Origin of the sequence: Parafrankia sp. FMc2 (assembly GCF_041008525.1) — a bacterium.
In the GTDB taxonomy this organism is placed as follows: Bacteria; Actinomycetota; Actinomycetes; order Frankiales; family Frankiaceae; genus Parafrankia.
In genome coordinates this window covers 23,865-39,490 of record NZ_JBFLUG010000003.1, presented here as the reverse complement: position 1 = coordinate 39,490, position 15,626 = coordinate 23,865, and the positions used below count along the sequence as shown (strand labels likewise).

Annotated in this window: 12 protein-coding genes and 1 tRNA gene; 9 read left to right on the top strand and 4 right to left on the bottom strand. The window is 72.1% G+C overall.

Annotation, left to right across the window (positions count from 1 at the left end; all coding sequences use genetic code 11):
* Positions 1–82 precede the first annotated feature (82 nt).
* The gene (locus AB1460_RS02135) at positions 83–955 is read left to right on the top strand and encodes an LLM class F420-dependent oxidoreductase (protein ID WP_368958837.1); all 873 of its coding nucleotides are present in this window, start codon (positions 83–85) and stop codon (positions 953–955) included.
* A 180-nt stretch (positions 956–1,135) separates the two neighbouring features.
* Here AB1460_RS02135 and AB1460_RS02130 read toward each other — a convergent pair whose 3' ends face one another.
* The gene (locus AB1460_RS02130) at positions 1,136–1,966 is read right to left on the bottom strand and encodes a patatin-like phospholipase family protein (RefSeq protein WP_368958836.1); all 831 of its coding nucleotides are present in this window, start codon (positions 1,964–1,966) and stop codon (positions 1,136–1,138) included.
* A gap of 275 nt (positions 1,967–2,241) precedes the next feature.
* Here AB1460_RS02130 and AB1460_RS02125 point away from each other — a divergent pair, with 275 nt between their 5' ends.
* Both AB1460_RS02125 and AB1460_RS02120 read left to right on the top strand, forming a co-directional pair.
* Complete coding sequence (locus AB1460_RS02125) at positions 2,242–3,486, top strand: DNA methyltransferase (RefSeq protein WP_368958835.1); 1,245 nt, start codon at positions 2,242–2,244, stop codon at positions 3,484–3,486.
* Positions 3,483–4,253: a hypothetical protein gene (locus tag AB1460_RS02120; protein ID WP_368958834.1), complete on the top strand. Its 771-nt coding sequence runs from the start codon at positions 3,483–3,485 to the stop codon at positions 4,251–4,253. Before AB1460_RS02125 ends, AB1460_RS02120 begins: the two co-directional genes overlap by 4 nt.
* Before the next feature lie 39 nt (positions 4,254–4,292).
* Here AB1460_RS02120 and AB1460_RS02115 read toward each other — a convergent pair whose 3' ends face one another.
* The 3 genes from AB1460_RS02115 to AB1460_RS02105 form a co-directional block, all read right to left on the bottom strand.
* Positions 4,293–5,495, bottom strand: coding sequence for a hypothetical protein (locus AB1460_RS02115; RefSeq protein WP_368958833.1), 1,203 nt, complete (start codon positions 5,493–5,495; stop codon positions 4,293–4,295).
* Positions 5,492–6,007, bottom strand: a complete 516-nt coding sequence (locus AB1460_RS02110; protein ID WP_368958832.1) for a SigE family RNA polymerase sigma factor — start codon at positions 6,005–6,007, stop codon at positions 5,492–5,494. Before AB1460_RS02110 ends, AB1460_RS02115 begins: the two co-directional genes overlap by 4 nt.
* 663 nt (positions 6,008–6,670) lie before the next feature.
* Positions 6,671–6,742 (bottom strand) — tRNA-Arg (locus AB1460_RS02105).
* A 73-nt stretch (positions 6,743–6,815) separates the two neighbouring features.
* Here AB1460_RS02105 and AB1460_RS02100 point away from each other — a divergent pair.
* The 6 genes from AB1460_RS02100 to rho all read left to right on the top strand — a co-directional run bounded on the left by AB1460_RS02100 (position 6,816) and on the right by rho (position 15,493).
* On the top strand, positions 6,816–7,202 hold the full coding sequence (locus tag AB1460_RS02100) for a response regulator transcription factor (RefSeq protein ID WP_018639294.1): 387 nt from the start codon (positions 6,816–6,818) through the stop codon (positions 7,200–7,202).
* Positions 7,203–7,306: 104 nt separating this feature from the next.
* Positions 7,307–9,010, top strand: a complete 1,704-nt coding sequence (gene argS / locus AB1460_RS02095) for an arginine--tRNA ligase (protein ID WP_368958831.1) — start codon at positions 7,307–7,309, stop codon at positions 9,008–9,010.
* Positions 9,011–9,017: 7 nt separating this feature from the next.
* Positions 9,018–10,355: a homoserine dehydrogenase gene (locus tag AB1460_RS02090; protein WP_368958830.1), complete on the top strand. Its 1,338-nt coding sequence runs from the start codon at positions 9,018–9,020 to the stop codon at positions 10,353–10,355.
* Positions 10,352–11,485, top strand: coding sequence for a threonine synthase (thrC, locus tag AB1460_RS02085; protein ID WP_368958829.1), 1,134 nt, complete (start codon positions 10,352–10,354; stop codon positions 11,483–11,485). Before AB1460_RS02090 ends, thrC begins: the two co-directional genes overlap by 4 nt.
* Positions 11,482–12,594 carry a homoserine kinase gene (thrB, locus tag AB1460_RS02080; RefSeq protein ID WP_368958828.1) on the top strand — a complete coding sequence of 371 codons (1,113 nt, stop codon included), beginning with the start codon at positions 11,482–11,484 and terminating at the stop codon, positions 12,592–12,594. Before thrC ends, thrB begins: the two co-directional genes overlap by 4 nt.
* A gap of 529 nt (positions 12,595–13,123) precedes the next feature.
* The gene (gene rho / locus AB1460_RS02075) at positions 13,124–15,493 is read left to right on the top strand and encodes a transcription termination factor Rho (RefSeq protein WP_368958827.1); all 2,370 of its coding nucleotides are present in this window, start codon (positions 13,124–13,126) and stop codon (positions 15,491–15,493) included.
* The last annotated feature ends 133 nt before the right edge of the window (positions 15,494–15,626 follow it).

Below are 15,626 nucleotides of genomic sequence, written 5' to 3'. Positions count from 1 at the left end.
GGCAGCGTGTCGGCCCGTATCTGGTCCGGACGTGTGACGACACTCCGAACGAGACCTGCTACTTCAGCGAGGAGACGAAGACGTGCGACTTGGGGTGCAGATTCCGGACTTCACCCGGCCAGCCGGGCCCGCGGACCTGGGCCGGGCGCTTGCCGAGGTTGCCAGGGAGGTGGACGGGGCGGGATTCGACTACCTGGCGGTCATGGACCACTTCTTCCAGATCGAGCACGTCGGCCCGGCGGAGCACGACATGCTTGAGGCCTACACCACCCTGGGTTTCCTGGCGGCACATACCAGCCGGGTCACCCTGCTCACTCTGGTGACCGGAACTATCTACCGCGAACCGGGCATTCTGGCGAAAATCATCAGTACCCTCGACGTTCTGTCCGGCGGCCGGGCCATGCTCGGAATCGGAGCGGCCTGGAACGAGGAGGAGTCCGTCGGCCTCGGTATTCCCTTCCCACCGGTCGCGGAGCGTTTCGAGCGCCTGGAGGAGGCCCTGCAGATCTGCCTGCGGATGTGGTCGGACGACGAGAGCCCCTGGAGCGGGAAGCACTACCAGCTGGCCCGGCCGCTGAACGTTCCCGCCCCGCTCACCCGCCCGCATCCGCCGATCATGATCGGTGGTTCGGGGGAGAAGAAGACGCTGCGCCTGGTCGCGCGGTACGGGCAGGCCTGCAACCTGTTCAACGGCCCCGATCTCAAGCACAAGCTGGACGTCCTGCGCCAGCACTGTGACACCGAGGGGCGCGACTACGACGAGATCATCAAGACCTGCTACTACGCCTTCGACGTCGGCCGGTCCGGCGAGAACGTGGACCGCATCCTGGACGATCTCGGGACGCTGTCCGAGCTCGGCATCTCGGTGGCGCTCGGCGGCGTGGCGAACGTGTGGGACGTCGAGCCGCTGCGGATCCTCGGCGAGCGCGTCGTCCCCGCCGCCGCCGACCTCTGAAGCCCGACCTCTGACAGCTTCTGCCTCGCACAGCGGACTTCTGCCTCGCACGGCGGATGTCGGCCTCGGGCCGCGCTGGACGTCCAGCGCGGCCCGAGGCCGAGGATCCCCGGTCAGGCCCCCGGTTCACGGCCTCCGGCAGACCTGCCGGGACCACGGTTCGGGTTCACCTGTCCCGCATCAGCCCTTCCACAGATCGCGGACACTGTCCGCCACCGCGGCGGCCTGCGCCCGGCCCGCGGCCGCGGCCGCGGCCCGGATCGCCGGATCGAGAATGTTCGAACCGAACGCGGCCCGGGACGCCTCGTCCGCGGTCACGACCAGCACCCGGCTGCCGGCGCGCTCCAGGCGGCGCACCTCGGTCGGAATGCCCATGCTGTTGACCGGGGCGAGAACCAGGACCCGTTCGTGGCCTTCCGCCAGGTCCGCATTGATCACGGACCGCATGCCCCCGTCCACGTACCGGCGATGGTCCACCGTCACCGGCGGGAACACCCCGGGCAGCGCGGAACTGGCCGCGACCGCGTCGACCAGGTGGACCCCGGAGTCGCGGTCGAAGGCCACCCAGTCACCTGTCTCGGCGTCGACCGCCACCACTATCAGGCGGCGCCGCGGCCATTCTCGGACGGGAAGCCGCCCGGCGACGATCTGCCACCGATCCTCCTCTGAGGGAACATCGGCGACCAGCGCGTACGCCCCGATCCGGGAGCGCGCGTCACGCGCCCCCCGGGAGCCCGCGGTGACCTGGGCCAGGGTCGACATGAGTTCGCTGTAGTCGAAGTCGACCGTCGGTTCCGCGGCCGGGTCGGCGGGGGCGATCTGCCGCGCGTAGAGCAGATCCAGGTCCGCGCCACTGCTGACCATCGCCCCCACGGCGGAACCCGCCGAGGTCCCGACGACCAGATCGGCCTCGGTGACGTCGATGCCTGCCTCGGCGAGACCGACCAGCAGGCCGATCTCCCAGGCGATACCGGCCACGCCTCCGCCGCCGAGGACCAGCGCGTGCCGCATCCAACACACCTCTCCGCGAGGGTCCTCGTCAGGGCCCGTCGCTTTCCGAAGGGCTTTTGGGAAGTACGCACCGGAGGTGGCAAGGCACCGCCGAAATCACCCGAACGTGCCATGCCATTGCGGCATCGAGATCGCGCCGCGGCACCCGGGGGGACGGTGACCTGGGCATATTGTTCCCAAAGTCCTTGTGCCCCCGCGCAAGCCGCTGGGGCACCGGCGCGGATACTGCGGTGCGGCGGTTCCACGCATCCGCGGGATCATCTGCTGGAGGCACCATGACGGCGGCAATCGACCGGACCTCCCTGGCACGTAACGAACACCTGACCTTTCGGGCGAACCGGGAGGTCGGCCGGCACGGTTGGCTGCGTCTCACCCCCGCGTACGGCGTCCGGCTCGTGCGCGGCCGAATGCGCGGGCTGCCACCCGGTTCGGTTGTCACCGATCCCTTCTCGGGAACCGGGACCACCCCGCTGGCCGCCGCCGAGCTCGGGCATGTGGGCCAGAGCACCGACGTGAACCCGTTCCTGGTCTGGCTGGGCCGGGCAAAGGTCCGGCACTACCCGCATCGCACGCTCGACGAGGCACGCGTCGCGGCGCTGGATGTCATGGCAGGCGCCGCCCGGACCGATCCGGATGGCGCCCTGTGGCAGCCGGGCCTGCACCAGATCGAGAAATGGTGGAGTCCCGGCGAGCTCCACGCGCTCAAGGCACTGAGGGCCGAGATAGACGCCTATTCAGGCCCGGTCGCGGACCTGCTGCAGATAGCGCTGTGCCGGGTGCTCATCGCAGTCAGCAGCGCCGCGTTCAACCACCAGTCGATGTCCTTCGCCACCCGGCCGGACCAGTCGCCGGCCCGCTTCGACCCGGCCGTGACCGCCACCACCGTCGCGCACTTCGGCGCCGAGGCGGCAGCGCTGATCGAGTCCGCCCGGCATGACCTGCCAGGCACCGCCACCGTGCACCAGGGTGACTCACGGATGTGCGCCAGCGGCCTGCGCGCAGCGGATCTCGTCCTGACCAGCCCGCCCTACGCGAACCGGATGTCCTACATCCGGGAGCTGCGCCCCTACATGTACTGGCTGCGTTTCCTCGACGAGGCCGGCGACGCCGGCCGGCTCGACTGGCAGGCGATCGGCGGCACCTGGGGCAGTGCGACCTCCAACCTGCGAGGATGGAAACCCACGACCGCGACCCCGGTCGACGACGACATGGGCGTCGTCTGCGCGAGAATCGCGGCCGACGGCGGCCGCAGCGGCCCGCTGCTCGCCGCCTACGTCCACAAGTACCACCATGACATGTGGCTTCACTTCCAGGCCGTCGCTGGGCTCGTGCGGCCCGGTGGGAAGCTCTCCTACATTGTCGGAAACTCAAGCTTCTACGGGCACGGCGTGCCCGCCCAGGAGTGGTACGCGTGCATGCTGCGGGAGCTGGGCTACGTTGACGTCGACGTCGAGGTGATCCGGAAGAGAAACTCGAACAAGGCGCTGTTCGAGTTCGACGTGCGCGCCAGCCGGCCGTGACGGCCCCCACGACCAGAATTCCGCCGAGGGCGACAGCCGCGGCCCGCGCCGCCGCCGTTCTGTGCGAGATCGCCGCACCCGCCGTCCTCGTCACCGCGCTGCTGGTGCACATCAGTCTGGACGACGCCCCCGACACCTGGACCGGCCTGCTCTGGGCCGCCATGTCGATCGCTTTCGGCACCATCATCCCGATGGCCTTCGTCTTTCACGGAGTCCGCGGCGGAAAATGGTCCGACCATCATGTTCCCGAGCGCAGCAGGCGCCTGGCACCGATGCTGTTCGGCGCCGCGTCGGTGACCGCCGGTCACCTTCTCCTGCAGGTGGCGGGCGCCCCGACCACGCTGATCGCCGTCTACACCGCCATCCTCGCCGAAACCCTCGTCCTCGCCGCGATCACGAAGTTCTGGAAGATCAGCGGTCATGTGGCGGCCGCCGCCAGCTGCGCCACCGTCCTCACCCTCACCGACAGCCTGCTGTCCCTCCCCGCCTGGCTGCTCGTTCCCCTCATCGCCTGGGCCCGTGTCCAGATCCGCGCCGCCCGCCTGGAAGCCCTCTCGACGTCAGCGGGCCCTGCCGTGCCAGCGGGCCCTGCCGTGCCAGCGGGCCCTGCCGTGCCAGGGGGCCCACTCCGCCAGCCATCCCTTCAGGACCTCGACGAACTGGACGGTCACACCCTCGCCCAGACCGCCGCCGGCGCCCTCGTCGCCACCGTGCTGGTCACCGCGACCTACCTCGCCGTCGTCCACCTCGCGGCCCCCGGTGCCTAGTGCCGCCAGACCGGGGCGCCACGGGATGAGCAGGCGCGGTCAGGACGGGGGAGACGTCGATGGCGCGGCGGCGGGACTGGGCCGGGTCGTGGCGAGCGGGCACACGCCGAGGGAGAGCTGGCAGAAGGTGTCCCGGCTCACCTGCCATCCCTCCCCGGTCCGGACCAGCACGGCCAGGGCGTCGTACGCCGCGGGTCGGTCCCGGTCCGGGACGCTGTCTCCTCGCGCTCCAAGCAACGGCATGGTCGGGTCGGTGTAGGTGAGCGAGATCAGGGCCACGGCGTGCGCGGCGTCCCGTGGCGCCACCCCGTGCACCGTGACCCGCAGCGTGCGCGCCAGCCCGGGGTGTTGGGCACGGTAGCGCTCAAGACCGGGCGCGAGCTGCTCGCCGTTCTCGACCGCGGCAAGTGTCCGTTCGGTCGATGTCCCGCCGGTGAACACCTGGGCCAGGGCCGCACGGACGGCCCGGTCGACGGTCGGATCGACGTGCGGCCGCGATCCGACCGTGAGTTCCTCCGCGACCCGGCGCATGTCGTCCTCGCTGGCGGGCGTGCCCGCGGCGACGCTGAGCACAAGTCCGTCCCGCTCGATCCAGACCAGGCTGAACTCCTCCTTGGCGTCCATGCGAGTGAGCAGGGCGGATCTGCCTCTGACCGTCGTCCGGGCGAAGGTTCGCTGCGGCTGCGCGGCGCGCATGTCGTCCTCGACCGCGGCGAGAGTCGGCACGTTCCCCCACTGCGCGGTGACGGCGACGAACCCGACCCGCCCGCCCGCCATCATCTGGAAGTTGGAACGGTAGGCCAGAGCTCCGGGTGTGAACGGGCTCAGTGCCGCGGCGGACGGCCCGGCCGAGCTCGTGCCGGCGGGCAGCCAGGTGACGCCGACACCACCCACGTCCCGGCCCGACGACGGCGGGAAGGCGGTGCCGGCCGCACCGGTGGTCACGGTGACAGGAGTGGGTGTCCCGACAGGAGTGGTCACGGCGACCGGGGCGGTCGCGGTGGCGGGCGACGGGCGGGCCGGCCTGATCTCCGCGGTGTCCGCGCCGGAACGGGCCAGCGTGAGGCCGGCGGACGACACGACCACGAGCACGGCCACCGCCGCGCCGACGGCGGCCCGCCGCCGTCGGCGGTGTCGACGGAACCGTTCCCGGACAGCTCCCGCCAGGTTCGGCCCGGCTGTGACCCGCACTGTCTCGTCGCGCATGGCAGCCCGCAGGTGGCTCTCGAGATCAGCGCTCACGGCGTCCTCCCCGTCATCGGTAGGGAGCTGTGGAGGTCGACACTCGCCCGCAGCCGGGCGAGCCCGCGGGAGGCCTGGCTCTTGACCGAACCGACGCTGCAGCCCAGGACAGCAGCCACCTCGGCCTCCGGCAGGTCGTCGAAGTAGCGCAGCACGAGCACCGCCCGCTGGCGGGCCGGCAGGGTCATGAGCGCGCGGATCAGCTCGTCGCGCGTCGACAGCCGATCTGCGTGGTCGGTCGTCCCAGCCTGGTCGTGTGGCCCCAGCGGTACCTCCCTGACCCGGCTCCGTCGCCATCTGCTCGCCGCCGCGTTCACCAGAGCGCGGCGCACGTATGCCTCCGGATGGCCGGCTGACACCCGCGGCCAGTGCCGATAAGTGCGCTCCAGCGCCCCCTGGACCAGATCCTCGGCCGCGGCGTGGTCCGCGACCAGGAGGACGGCGCAGCGCAGCAGCCGGTCACCGGTGCGCGCGACGAACTCCTCGAACGCACGTTCATCGCGTTCCTGCACCCGACACGTCCTCTCCGCGCTCCTGCCCCTTCTGAACGCCACGGAGGCGCCCCAGGTTGACAGGCCCGGCCGACTTCCTCGTCGCCCGAGGCGGTTCCGCGTCACCGCGGCTCGGAGAACTCTCGTGTTGCGCTCGACGACGCAGGGGACAGTCGTCCGTAACCGGATGAACGGCCGTGCGCACGTCGAAGAGGACGTGCTGGCCTGCAGTCGGGAGATCTGCGGAGAGGAGCACTCACCTGACCGGGCGATCAGCCGAGCCGTGGTCCGCATGGAGAACGCCGCGGCCGAACAGCCGAAACGTCGGCGAGCACACCGCCGATCAACAGCTCTCGGCAAACCGCCCGACAGAGCCGGCGAGCCTTTGCCAGGAGCCCCTCGAGCGAGCCCGGCCGCGCCGAGGCCCCACCCGTCACAGAGCACACTGAACGCCAGGAAACCGCGTCCACCCAGAACCCCTGGCCCCGCAAGCCGTCAGGCCTGCGCCCAGCCCCATCCATCAGAAGGACGCCAAAGGCCAAAAGACCGCAACCGCCCCCAGAAACCCACATCCCCCAGCCACACCAGCCCACTCGGGGGGTATGGGGGGCTAGGCCCCCCAACCACAATGACACGACGCCCCGGTGAAGCGCCCCAAGCTGAACACACGTACCCCAAGTCGTGTGCCCCCGGCAGGATTCGAACCTGCGCACCCGCCTCCGGAGGGCGGTGCTCTATCCCCTGAGCTACGGGGGCTCCAGGGCAAGCAGGCATACCGTACCAGGTGGGATCGGCAGACTGCGCAACCCGGTGCCCGTAAGCTTCGCCCGTGTACTTCACCGCCCCCAGGGTGCTCGTCGTGGACGACGATGCCGTGATCCGTCAGCTCGTGGTCGTCAACCTCGAACTGGAAGGCTTCGAGGTGCACACCGCGGTGGACGGGGCTGACTGTCTCGAGCGGGTCCACGAGATCGCGCCGCAGGTGATCACGCTGGACATCATGATGCCGCGGGTGAACGGCTGGGACGTCGCCGCGCGGCTGCGGGACGACCCGGCCACCGCCGGCATCAAGGTGATCATGCTGACGGCGCGCGCCCAGGAGGCGGATGTGAAACGCGGCGCCCGCCTGGGTGTGGACTACTACCTGACGAAGCCGTTCGATCCGGACATGCTGATCGGCGTGGTCAGCCGGCTCGCGGCGGGTCAGCCGGTCTGACGTCCGGGCGTGGCCTGGTGCGGCGTGCCGCCGGTTGCGGGGTCGGGGTCGAGCCGGGGGCGCGCGGCGACCGGATTGGTCGGGCGCGCCGATAGCATCGCGACATGACCCCCGCCGAGCTGGCCGACTCCATCGTTGCGGCCGTTCGTGATGCCGTCGCCAACGGCGAGCTCGACGTGGCCGTGCCTGCCGCGGTCACCGTCGAGCGCCCGCGGCAGCCCGAGCACGGCGACTACGCGTCGCCGGTCGCCCTGCAGCTCGCGAAGGCGGCTCGCCGCCCGCCGCGGGCGGTGGCTGATCTGCTCGCGGCGCGGCTGCGAACGGATCCGGGTGTGGCCGCGGTCGAGGTGGCCGGCCCGGGGTTCCTGAACATCCGGCTGGCCGGCGCGGCGATGGGCGACATCGCCCGGTCGATCGTGGGCGCCGGTGCGGCGTATGGCCGGGCGGCTGCCGCGCGTGGTGTCCGGGTGAACCTGGAGTTCGTCAGTTCGAATCCGACGGGCCCGGTGACGCTGGCGTCGGCGCGCTGGGCGGCGGTCGGTGACGCACTGGCCCGGGTGCTGGCGGCGGCCGGTTTCGAGGTCGGCACCGAGTACTACGTGAACGACGCCGGGGTGCAGGTCGAGCGGTTCGGCGCGTCGATCCTGGCGGCGCTGCGCGGCGAGCCGGCGCCCGCGGAAGGGTACCACGGCGCCTATGTCGCCGAGATCGCGACGAGAGTCCAGGCGGCGAATCCGGCGCTGGAGCAGCTGGTCGGGGCGGGTTCCGACGGGGCTGGCGCCGACGACAAGGCACTGGCGGTGTGCGCCCGCGACGGCGTTGAGATCATGCTGGCGGAGATCCGGTCGACGCTTTCCGGGTTCGGTGTCGAGTTCGACCTGTGGAAGTCGGAGCGCAGCCTGCACGACGCGGGTGAGCTGACCGCCGCGGTGGCGGAGCTCCGTGCGAAGGGCCATGTCTTCGAGGCGGACGGCGCGGTCTGGCTGCGTACCACCGACTTCGGTGACGACAAGGACCGGGCGCTGGTCAAGAGCGACGGGCGGCCGACCTATTTCTGCGCCGACGCGGCCTACTATCGGGACAAGCGCCGCCGGGGGTTCGACCGGCTCTGCTACCTGCTGGGTGCCGACCACCACGGCTACATCGGCCGGCTGCGGGCCATCGCGGCGTGTTTCGGGGACGATCCCGAGCAGACCCTCGATGTGATCATCGGTCAGATGGTGACGCTGTCCCGAGGCGGCGAGGCCGTCAAGATGTCGAAGCGGGCCGGAACGTTCCTCACCCTGCACGACCTCGTGGACGCGGTCGGGGTCGACGCGGCGCGCTACTCGCTGGTCCGGGCCTCGATGGACTCCGCGCTCGACCTGGACCTCGATGTGATCGCCCGGCAGACCAGCGACAACCCGGTCTTCTACGTCCAGTACGCGCACGCGCGGATCAGCTCACTGATCCGCAACGCGGCCGCGCTGGGCCTGGCGACGTCGGCGGACGAGGTGTTCGACGCCGCTTCGGTCGACGTCTCGCTGCTCAGCCATCCGCGGGAGGTCGATCTGATCCGGGCACTGGGTGAGCTGCCGCGGGTCGTCGAGACGGCGGCGACGCTGCGCGCCCCGCACCGCATAGCCCGGTACCTGGAGGAGACAGCCGGGACGTATCACCGTTTCTACGACTCCTGCCGGGTGCTTCCCCAGGGCGACGAGGAGCCCACGGCGGTGACGGCCGCCCGGCTGCTGCTGGTTGAGGCCACCCGGGTGGTCCTGGCGAACGGGCTGCGTCTGCTCGGCGTCAGCGCGCCGGAACGGATGTGAGGGGCGAATGACGACTGACGGGGGCCGCGGGGCCGACAGCCCGGTGAGTGCCGACCGCCCGCTGAGGATCGCGATGCTCGGGTGCGGCGTCGTCGGTTCCGAGGTGGTGCGCCTGCTGGGCATCCACACCGACGAGCTGGCCGCCCGGGTCGGCACCCCGCTGGAGATCGCCGGGATCGCGGTTCGCGACCCTGGTCGTATCCGCGGGGCGGCCGTCGACCGGGAGCTGCTCACCACCGACGCGGACGCGCTGATCGCCCGGGACGACGTCGACATCGTGATCGAGGTGGTCGGCGGGATCGAGCCGGCGCGCACCTGGCTGCTGGCGGCGCTGCGGTCGGGCAAGTCGGTGGTCAGCGCGAACAAGGCGCTGCTCGCCACGCACGGCTCGACGCTGCACGACGCGGCGGCCGCGGCCGGCGTCGACCTCTACTACGAGGCGGCGGTGGCCGGCGCGATCCCGCTGCTGCGCCCGTTGCGCGAGAGCCTGGCAGGGGACCGGATCCGCCGTGTCCTCGGCATCGTCAACGGCACGACGAACTACATCCTGACCCGGATGGACGAGACCGGGGCCTCGTTCGCCGAGGCGCTGGCCGAGGCCGGGGAGCTCGGGTACGCGGAGGCTGATCCGTCCGCCGACATCGACGGCTTCGACGCAGCCGCGAAGGCCGCGATCATCGCCCAGCTCGCCTTCCACACTCCGGTGACCATCGACGACGTCTACCGGGAGGGCATCGGCGCGGTGACCGCCGCCGACATCGCCAGCGCCCGGGAGCTCGGCTGCACGATCAAGGCGCTGGTGATCGCGGAGCGGGCTGGCGACCGCCCCGGCATCAGCCTGCGGGTCCACCCGGCGATGATTCCCCGCTCGCATCCGCTCGCCGGGGTGCGTGAGGCGTTCAACGCGGTCTTCGTGGAGGCGGAGGCCGCCGGGCAGCTGATGTTCTACGGCCGCGGCGCGGGCGGCGCACCGACGGCGTCGGCGGTGCTCGGCGACGTGGTAGCGGTCGCCCGCAACCGCGTCGCCGGCAGGCAGGGGCCGGGGGAGTCCGCATACGCGGCGCTTCCGATCCTGCCGATGGGCCCGGTGGTGACCAGCTACCACCTGCAGCTCGACGTCACGGACAAGGCCGGCGTGCTGGCCGCGGTCGCCGGTGCGTTCGCACGGCACGATGTCTCCATCAGAAGTGTTCGGCAGGACGGCCGTGGCGACGACGCCAGCCTGGTCCTGGTCACCCATCCGGCCGCGGACGCGGCGCTGTCCGCCACCGTCGAGGACCTGCGGGTTCTCGACGGGGTGCGGGCCGTGTCGGGCGTGGTGCGGGTCGAGGGAGTTGAGTCATGACCGCGGTGTCGTCGACGCCGGTATCGAGTGGACCGGGCACGCCGGGTGGGTCGGATGCCTCCGGGCACCTTCCCCGGGCCTGGCGAGGAATCATCGAGGAGTACCGGCACCGGCTTCCGGTGACCATGGACACGCCGGTGGTCACCCTGCGAGAGGGGGGCACCCCTCTTCTGCATGCGGATCACCTCTCCGAGCTGACCGGATGTGACGTTCACCTCAAGGTGGAAGGCGCCAACCCCACCGGCTCCTTCAAGGACCGCGGGATGACGGTCGCGATCAGTCGCGCGGTGGGGGAGGGCTCCCAGGTCGTCATCTGCGCCTCGACCGGGAACACCTCCGCCTCCGCCGCCGCCTACGCCGCGCGGGCCGGGCTCACCTGCGCGGTCCTCGTGCCCAGCGGCAAGATCGCGCTGGGCAAGCTCGCCCAGGCGCTGGTCCACGGGGCACGGCTGCTCCAGGTCGACGGATCGTTCGACGACTGCCTGCGGGTCGCGCGTGAGCTGGCCGACACCTTCCCCGTCACCCTGGTCAACTCGGTCAACCCCTACCGTCTGGAGGGCCAGAAGACCGCGGCCTTCGAGATCGTGGAGGCGCTCGGGCAGGCACCGGACATCCACTGCCTGCCGGTGGGGAACGCGGGGAACATCACGGCCTACTGGCGCGGTTACGTGGAGGACGACACCCGGGCCGGTACCGGGCGCCCGCGCATGTTCGGCTTCCAGGCCGCCGGAGCGGCGCCGATCGTTCGCGGCGAGGTGGTCACCTCGCCGCAGACCATCGCCACCGCGATCCGTATCGGCAATCCGGCGTCCTGGGATTTCGCGACTGACGCGCGGGACGCCTCCGGAGGCCTCATCGACGCCGTCAACGACCGCCAGATCCTGGCGGCCTACCGCCTGCTCGCCCGCCGGGAGGGCGTCTTCGTGGAGCCGTCGAGTGCCGCGAGTGTCGCCGGGCTGCTGGCAGTGCATGCCGACGGCCGGCTGGACCCGGGCCAGCGGGTGGTGTGCACGGTCACCGGCAACGGTCTGAAGGACCCCGACTGGGCCATCAGCGGTGCCGCGAAGCCCGAGACCATCCCGCCGACCGTCGCCGGGGCGGCCGTGGCCCTCGGCCTGCGCGGCCTGTGACGGCCGTCGACCGTCGCGGCGCTGGTTCCACCGACGCCGCCAGCTCCACCGACGCCGCCGTCACGGCCGGTGCCGCCGGGATCCCCGCTCCCACCGAGCCGCTCTCCGGGCCCCGGCCCGACGGCGCGGCGCAGGTCGGGCCGGTGCGGGGGGCGGCGGAGACCGACCCGGCGGCGGGGGAGGCACCGGCCGGTGCGGTCCGCCTGCTCGTCCCGGCGTCGAGTGCGAACCTCGGGCCGGGCTTCGACGCCCTGGGTCTCGCGCTGGGCCTGTACGACGACGTGTCCGTGCGGCTGACGTCCACCGGCCTCACCGTCGAGACCGTCGGGGCGGACACCGTCCCGGCCGACGAGGCGCATCTCGTGGTGCGGTCCATCCGCGCCACCTTCGACGAGCTGGGGCTGCCGCAGCCCGGCCTGGCGCTGCGGTGTGTGAACCGGATCCCGCACGGCCGGGGGCTCGGCTCCTCGGCCGCCGCCATCGTGGCGGGCGTGGTGGCTGCCGACGCGCTCGCCGGCTCCCGGCTGGGCCCGGCCGGGCTGCTGCGGGTGGCGACGGCGATCGAGGGCCATCCGGACAACGTGGCGGCCGCGCTGCTGGGTGGCCTCACCGTGGCCTGGTACGAGGCCGGGGTGCCGAGGGCGGTGCGGGTCGCGCCGCCCGCCGAGGTGCGGCCCGTGCTTTTCGTCCCGTCGGTCCGGCAGTCGACCGAGCAGGCCCGGGGTGCGCTGCCGGAGCGGGTTCCGCACGCCGACGCCGCCGTGAACGTGGGCCGGGCCGCCCTGCTCGCCCTCGCGCTCAGCGCCGCCGAGCCGGCGGCGGGTGAGGGCACGGAGCGTTCGAAGCTGCTGCTGGCCGCCACCGAGGACCAGTTGCACCAGCCGTACCGGCTGCCGGCCCAGCCCGCCTCGGCCGATCTGGTGGCGCGGCTGCGCGCGGAGGGCGTTCCCGCGGCGCTCTCGGGGTCCGGGCCGTCCGTGGTGGCGCTGGCGGTCGGCGGCGGCCAGGCGGCCGCGGCGATCGGGGTGCCCGCGCCGGGCTTTTCCGTGATCCCGCTGACAGTCGACACCGAGGGTGCGCGGCTCCAGCCCCTCGACTCCAAGGGGTAGCGCCTCCGCTTCACATGGTGTACTAATGGCGCCGTCCGGGTGGGTTCAGAGCCGCGGAGGGGTGCCGGGCGGTCATCGGAGAGTCCCTCGTGGCGTCATCGAGAGATCCAGAGGTCTCTAGGTTGTTGCCGACGTGTCTCCGTCTGGATAGTCTGATGACTGCACCCGCTGCCGCCGCGGCGCGTGCTCGCCCCGCCAGCCTGATCTGGTCCGCAGTTTTGATCAGGTCCGCAGTGGCGGCCAAGCTGCAGTGGAGCCTCACGGCAGCGGTCGGCCGCACACGGTGGCCGGTCCTGGTCAGGGATCCCGGTGCTTCAAGCCTCGTCGCCGTTGCCTCGGCTGGCGTACCGGCACCCGTCGGCGGGAAATCGGGTTCGCTCGCGGCTGTCGGCCGTCAGCGCCTTTGATGGGCGCGATGCTCGCCGTTCAAAGGGTGCTGCATCTCCTTACATCCGGCATGCGCGCAGGCGAAGAAAATCCACACGCTACGCCCGGCCCGAGAAGCCGGTTCCTTCCAGGAAGGAAAACCTTGAGCGACACCACCGACGTGCTGCCCGACAGCGCACGTGAGTCTGCGGCGCCTGCCTCGCCCGTCGACAGTTCCGCTGCGGCCGGCCTGACGTCCGTAGACACCTCCGGTGCGGCCGGGGCGAACGGCAACCATGCCGTCCTCTCTGGGCCGGCCGGTGCTTCCGCCGATGCGTCCGCGCCTCGGCGTCGGCGGTCCGGCACCGGCCTGTCCGCCATGCTCCTGCCCGAGCTGCAGGCGATGGCCTCGCAGATGGGCATTCCCGGGGTCGGCCGGCTCCGCAAGGGCCAGCTGATCGCGGCCATCCAGAACGTCCAGAACGGGGAGGTGGCAGCCCGGCCGGAGCAGCGTTCCGCCGAGCCGTCGGGGCAGGCCGATTCGTCGGCGCCCGCGCCCGCCGCGCAGCCGGTGCAGGAGAGCCCGGGCACCGCCCCGGCGTCTGCGCCCGTGCAGGGAAGCGGCGCGGCGGAGCCGGTCCAGGCCGGCGCCGCCGGTCCGGCTGTCTCCACCGAGTCGGCGCCCACGACGACCCGGGTGCGCGGGCGGCGTGGCTCCTCCCGTGGGGTGACGAGTCCTGCGGGAGAGCAGCAGACCCTTCCCGCCGCCGCGCCGCAGGGTGCCACCGAGCCCGCCGAGGACGCCCCGCGTCCCCAGCCGGCCACCGAAGGCGCCGCGGCGCCGGTCGCCGCGGTGAGCGCCCCGGCCCGGGTCGGGGCCAGCGGATCCGAGACCACGGCCCGCGGTCGTGACCGCTCCGGCGACCGCGAGCGCACGGGTGACCGTGACCGCTCCGGTGACCGGGACCGGTCCGGCGAGCGGCCTGACCGGTCCGGCGAGCGGTCCGAGCGGTCCGAGCGGTCAGCCGACCGGGAGCGGTCCGGTGACCGGGAGCGGTCCGGCGAGCGGTCGGAGCGCGCCGAGCGTCCCGAGCGGTCTGACCGGTCCGAGCGGTCCGACCGTTCCGGGGATCGCGCGGACCGAGCCGGCAGCGACCGCGGGGGGCGCACTGCGCCCGCTGACCGCGAGCGTGACCGCGGCGGCGCCGACAGGTCGAGGTCCGGTGACCGGGCCCAGCCGGGTGACCGGCCGGCCGACCGCACGCCGCAGGGCGACGCGGGTCAGGGCGACGACGAGTTCGGCGGGCGCCGCCGGGGTCGTTTCCGGGAGCGCGGTCGCAACCGCGGGCGCGGCGGCCAGGGCGGTACGACCGAAACGGAGCCGACGGTGCGGGAGGACGACGTCCTCGTGCCGGTCGCCGGCATCCTCGACGTCCTCGACAACTACGCGTTCATCCGGACCAGCGGGTACCTGACCGGTCCCACGGACGTGTACGTCAGCCTTGCCCAGGTGCGGCGCAACGGCCTGCGCCGCGGTGACGCCATCACCGGCGTGGTGCGCGCGCCGCAGGAGGGCGAGCAGCGCCGGGACAAGTACAACGCGCTGGTCCGGCTGGACACCATCAACGGGATGGAGCCGGACGAGGCGCGCGGCCGGCCCGAGTTCCACAAGCTCACCCCGCTGTACCCGCAGGAGCGGCTGCGCCTCGAGACCGAGCCGCACATGATGACCACCCGGGTCATCGACCTGGTGATGCCGATCGGCAAGGGCCAGCGCGCACTGATCGTGAGCCCGCCGAAGGCCGGCAAGACGATGGTGCTGCAGGCGATCGCCAACGCGATCACCACGAACAACCCGGAATGCCACCTCATGGTCGTGCTCGTGGACGAGCGCCCCGAGGAGGTGACCGACATGCAGCGGTCGGTGAAGGGCGAGGTCATCGCCTCGACCTTCGACCGGCCGCCGGCCGACCACACCAACGTCGCCGAGCTGTCGATCGAGCGGGCCAAGCGGCTCGTCGAGCTGGGTCATGACGTCGTGGTCCTGCTGGACTCGATCACGCGGCTCGGCCGGGCCTACAACCTGGCGGCGCCGGCGTCCGGGCGCATCCTGTCCGGTGGTGTCGACTCGACGGCGCTCTACCCGCCGAAGCGGTTCCTCGGCGCGGCGCGCAACATCGAGAACGGCGGCTCCCTGACGATCATCGCGACCGCGCTGGTCGAGACCGGGTCCACCATGGACACGGTCATCTTCGAGGAGTTCAAGGGCACCGGTAACGCCGAGCTCAAGCTGGACCGCAAGATCGCCGACAAGCGGACCTTCCCGGCGGTGGACGTCGACGCCTCCGGAACCCGCAAGGAGGACATCCTGCTGGCGCCCGAAGAGCTTGTGATCATGCACAAGCTCCGGCGCGTCCTGCACACCCGGGAGCCGCAGCAGGCACTCGACCTGCTGCTCGACCGGCTGAAGCAGAGCCGGACGAACTACGAGTTCCTGATGCAGATCGCCAAGACCGCGCCGCCGCAGGACTGACCGCACCGCGGGCCCGGCACGTTCCGGGCCCTGGCGCACCGTGGGCATCACGGCCGGCGGGACCCGGAACACCGGGTCCCGCCGGCGGTGTTGTACCTGGTGGCGGGCCAGGCCCGGTCGGACGGGTCTGGCA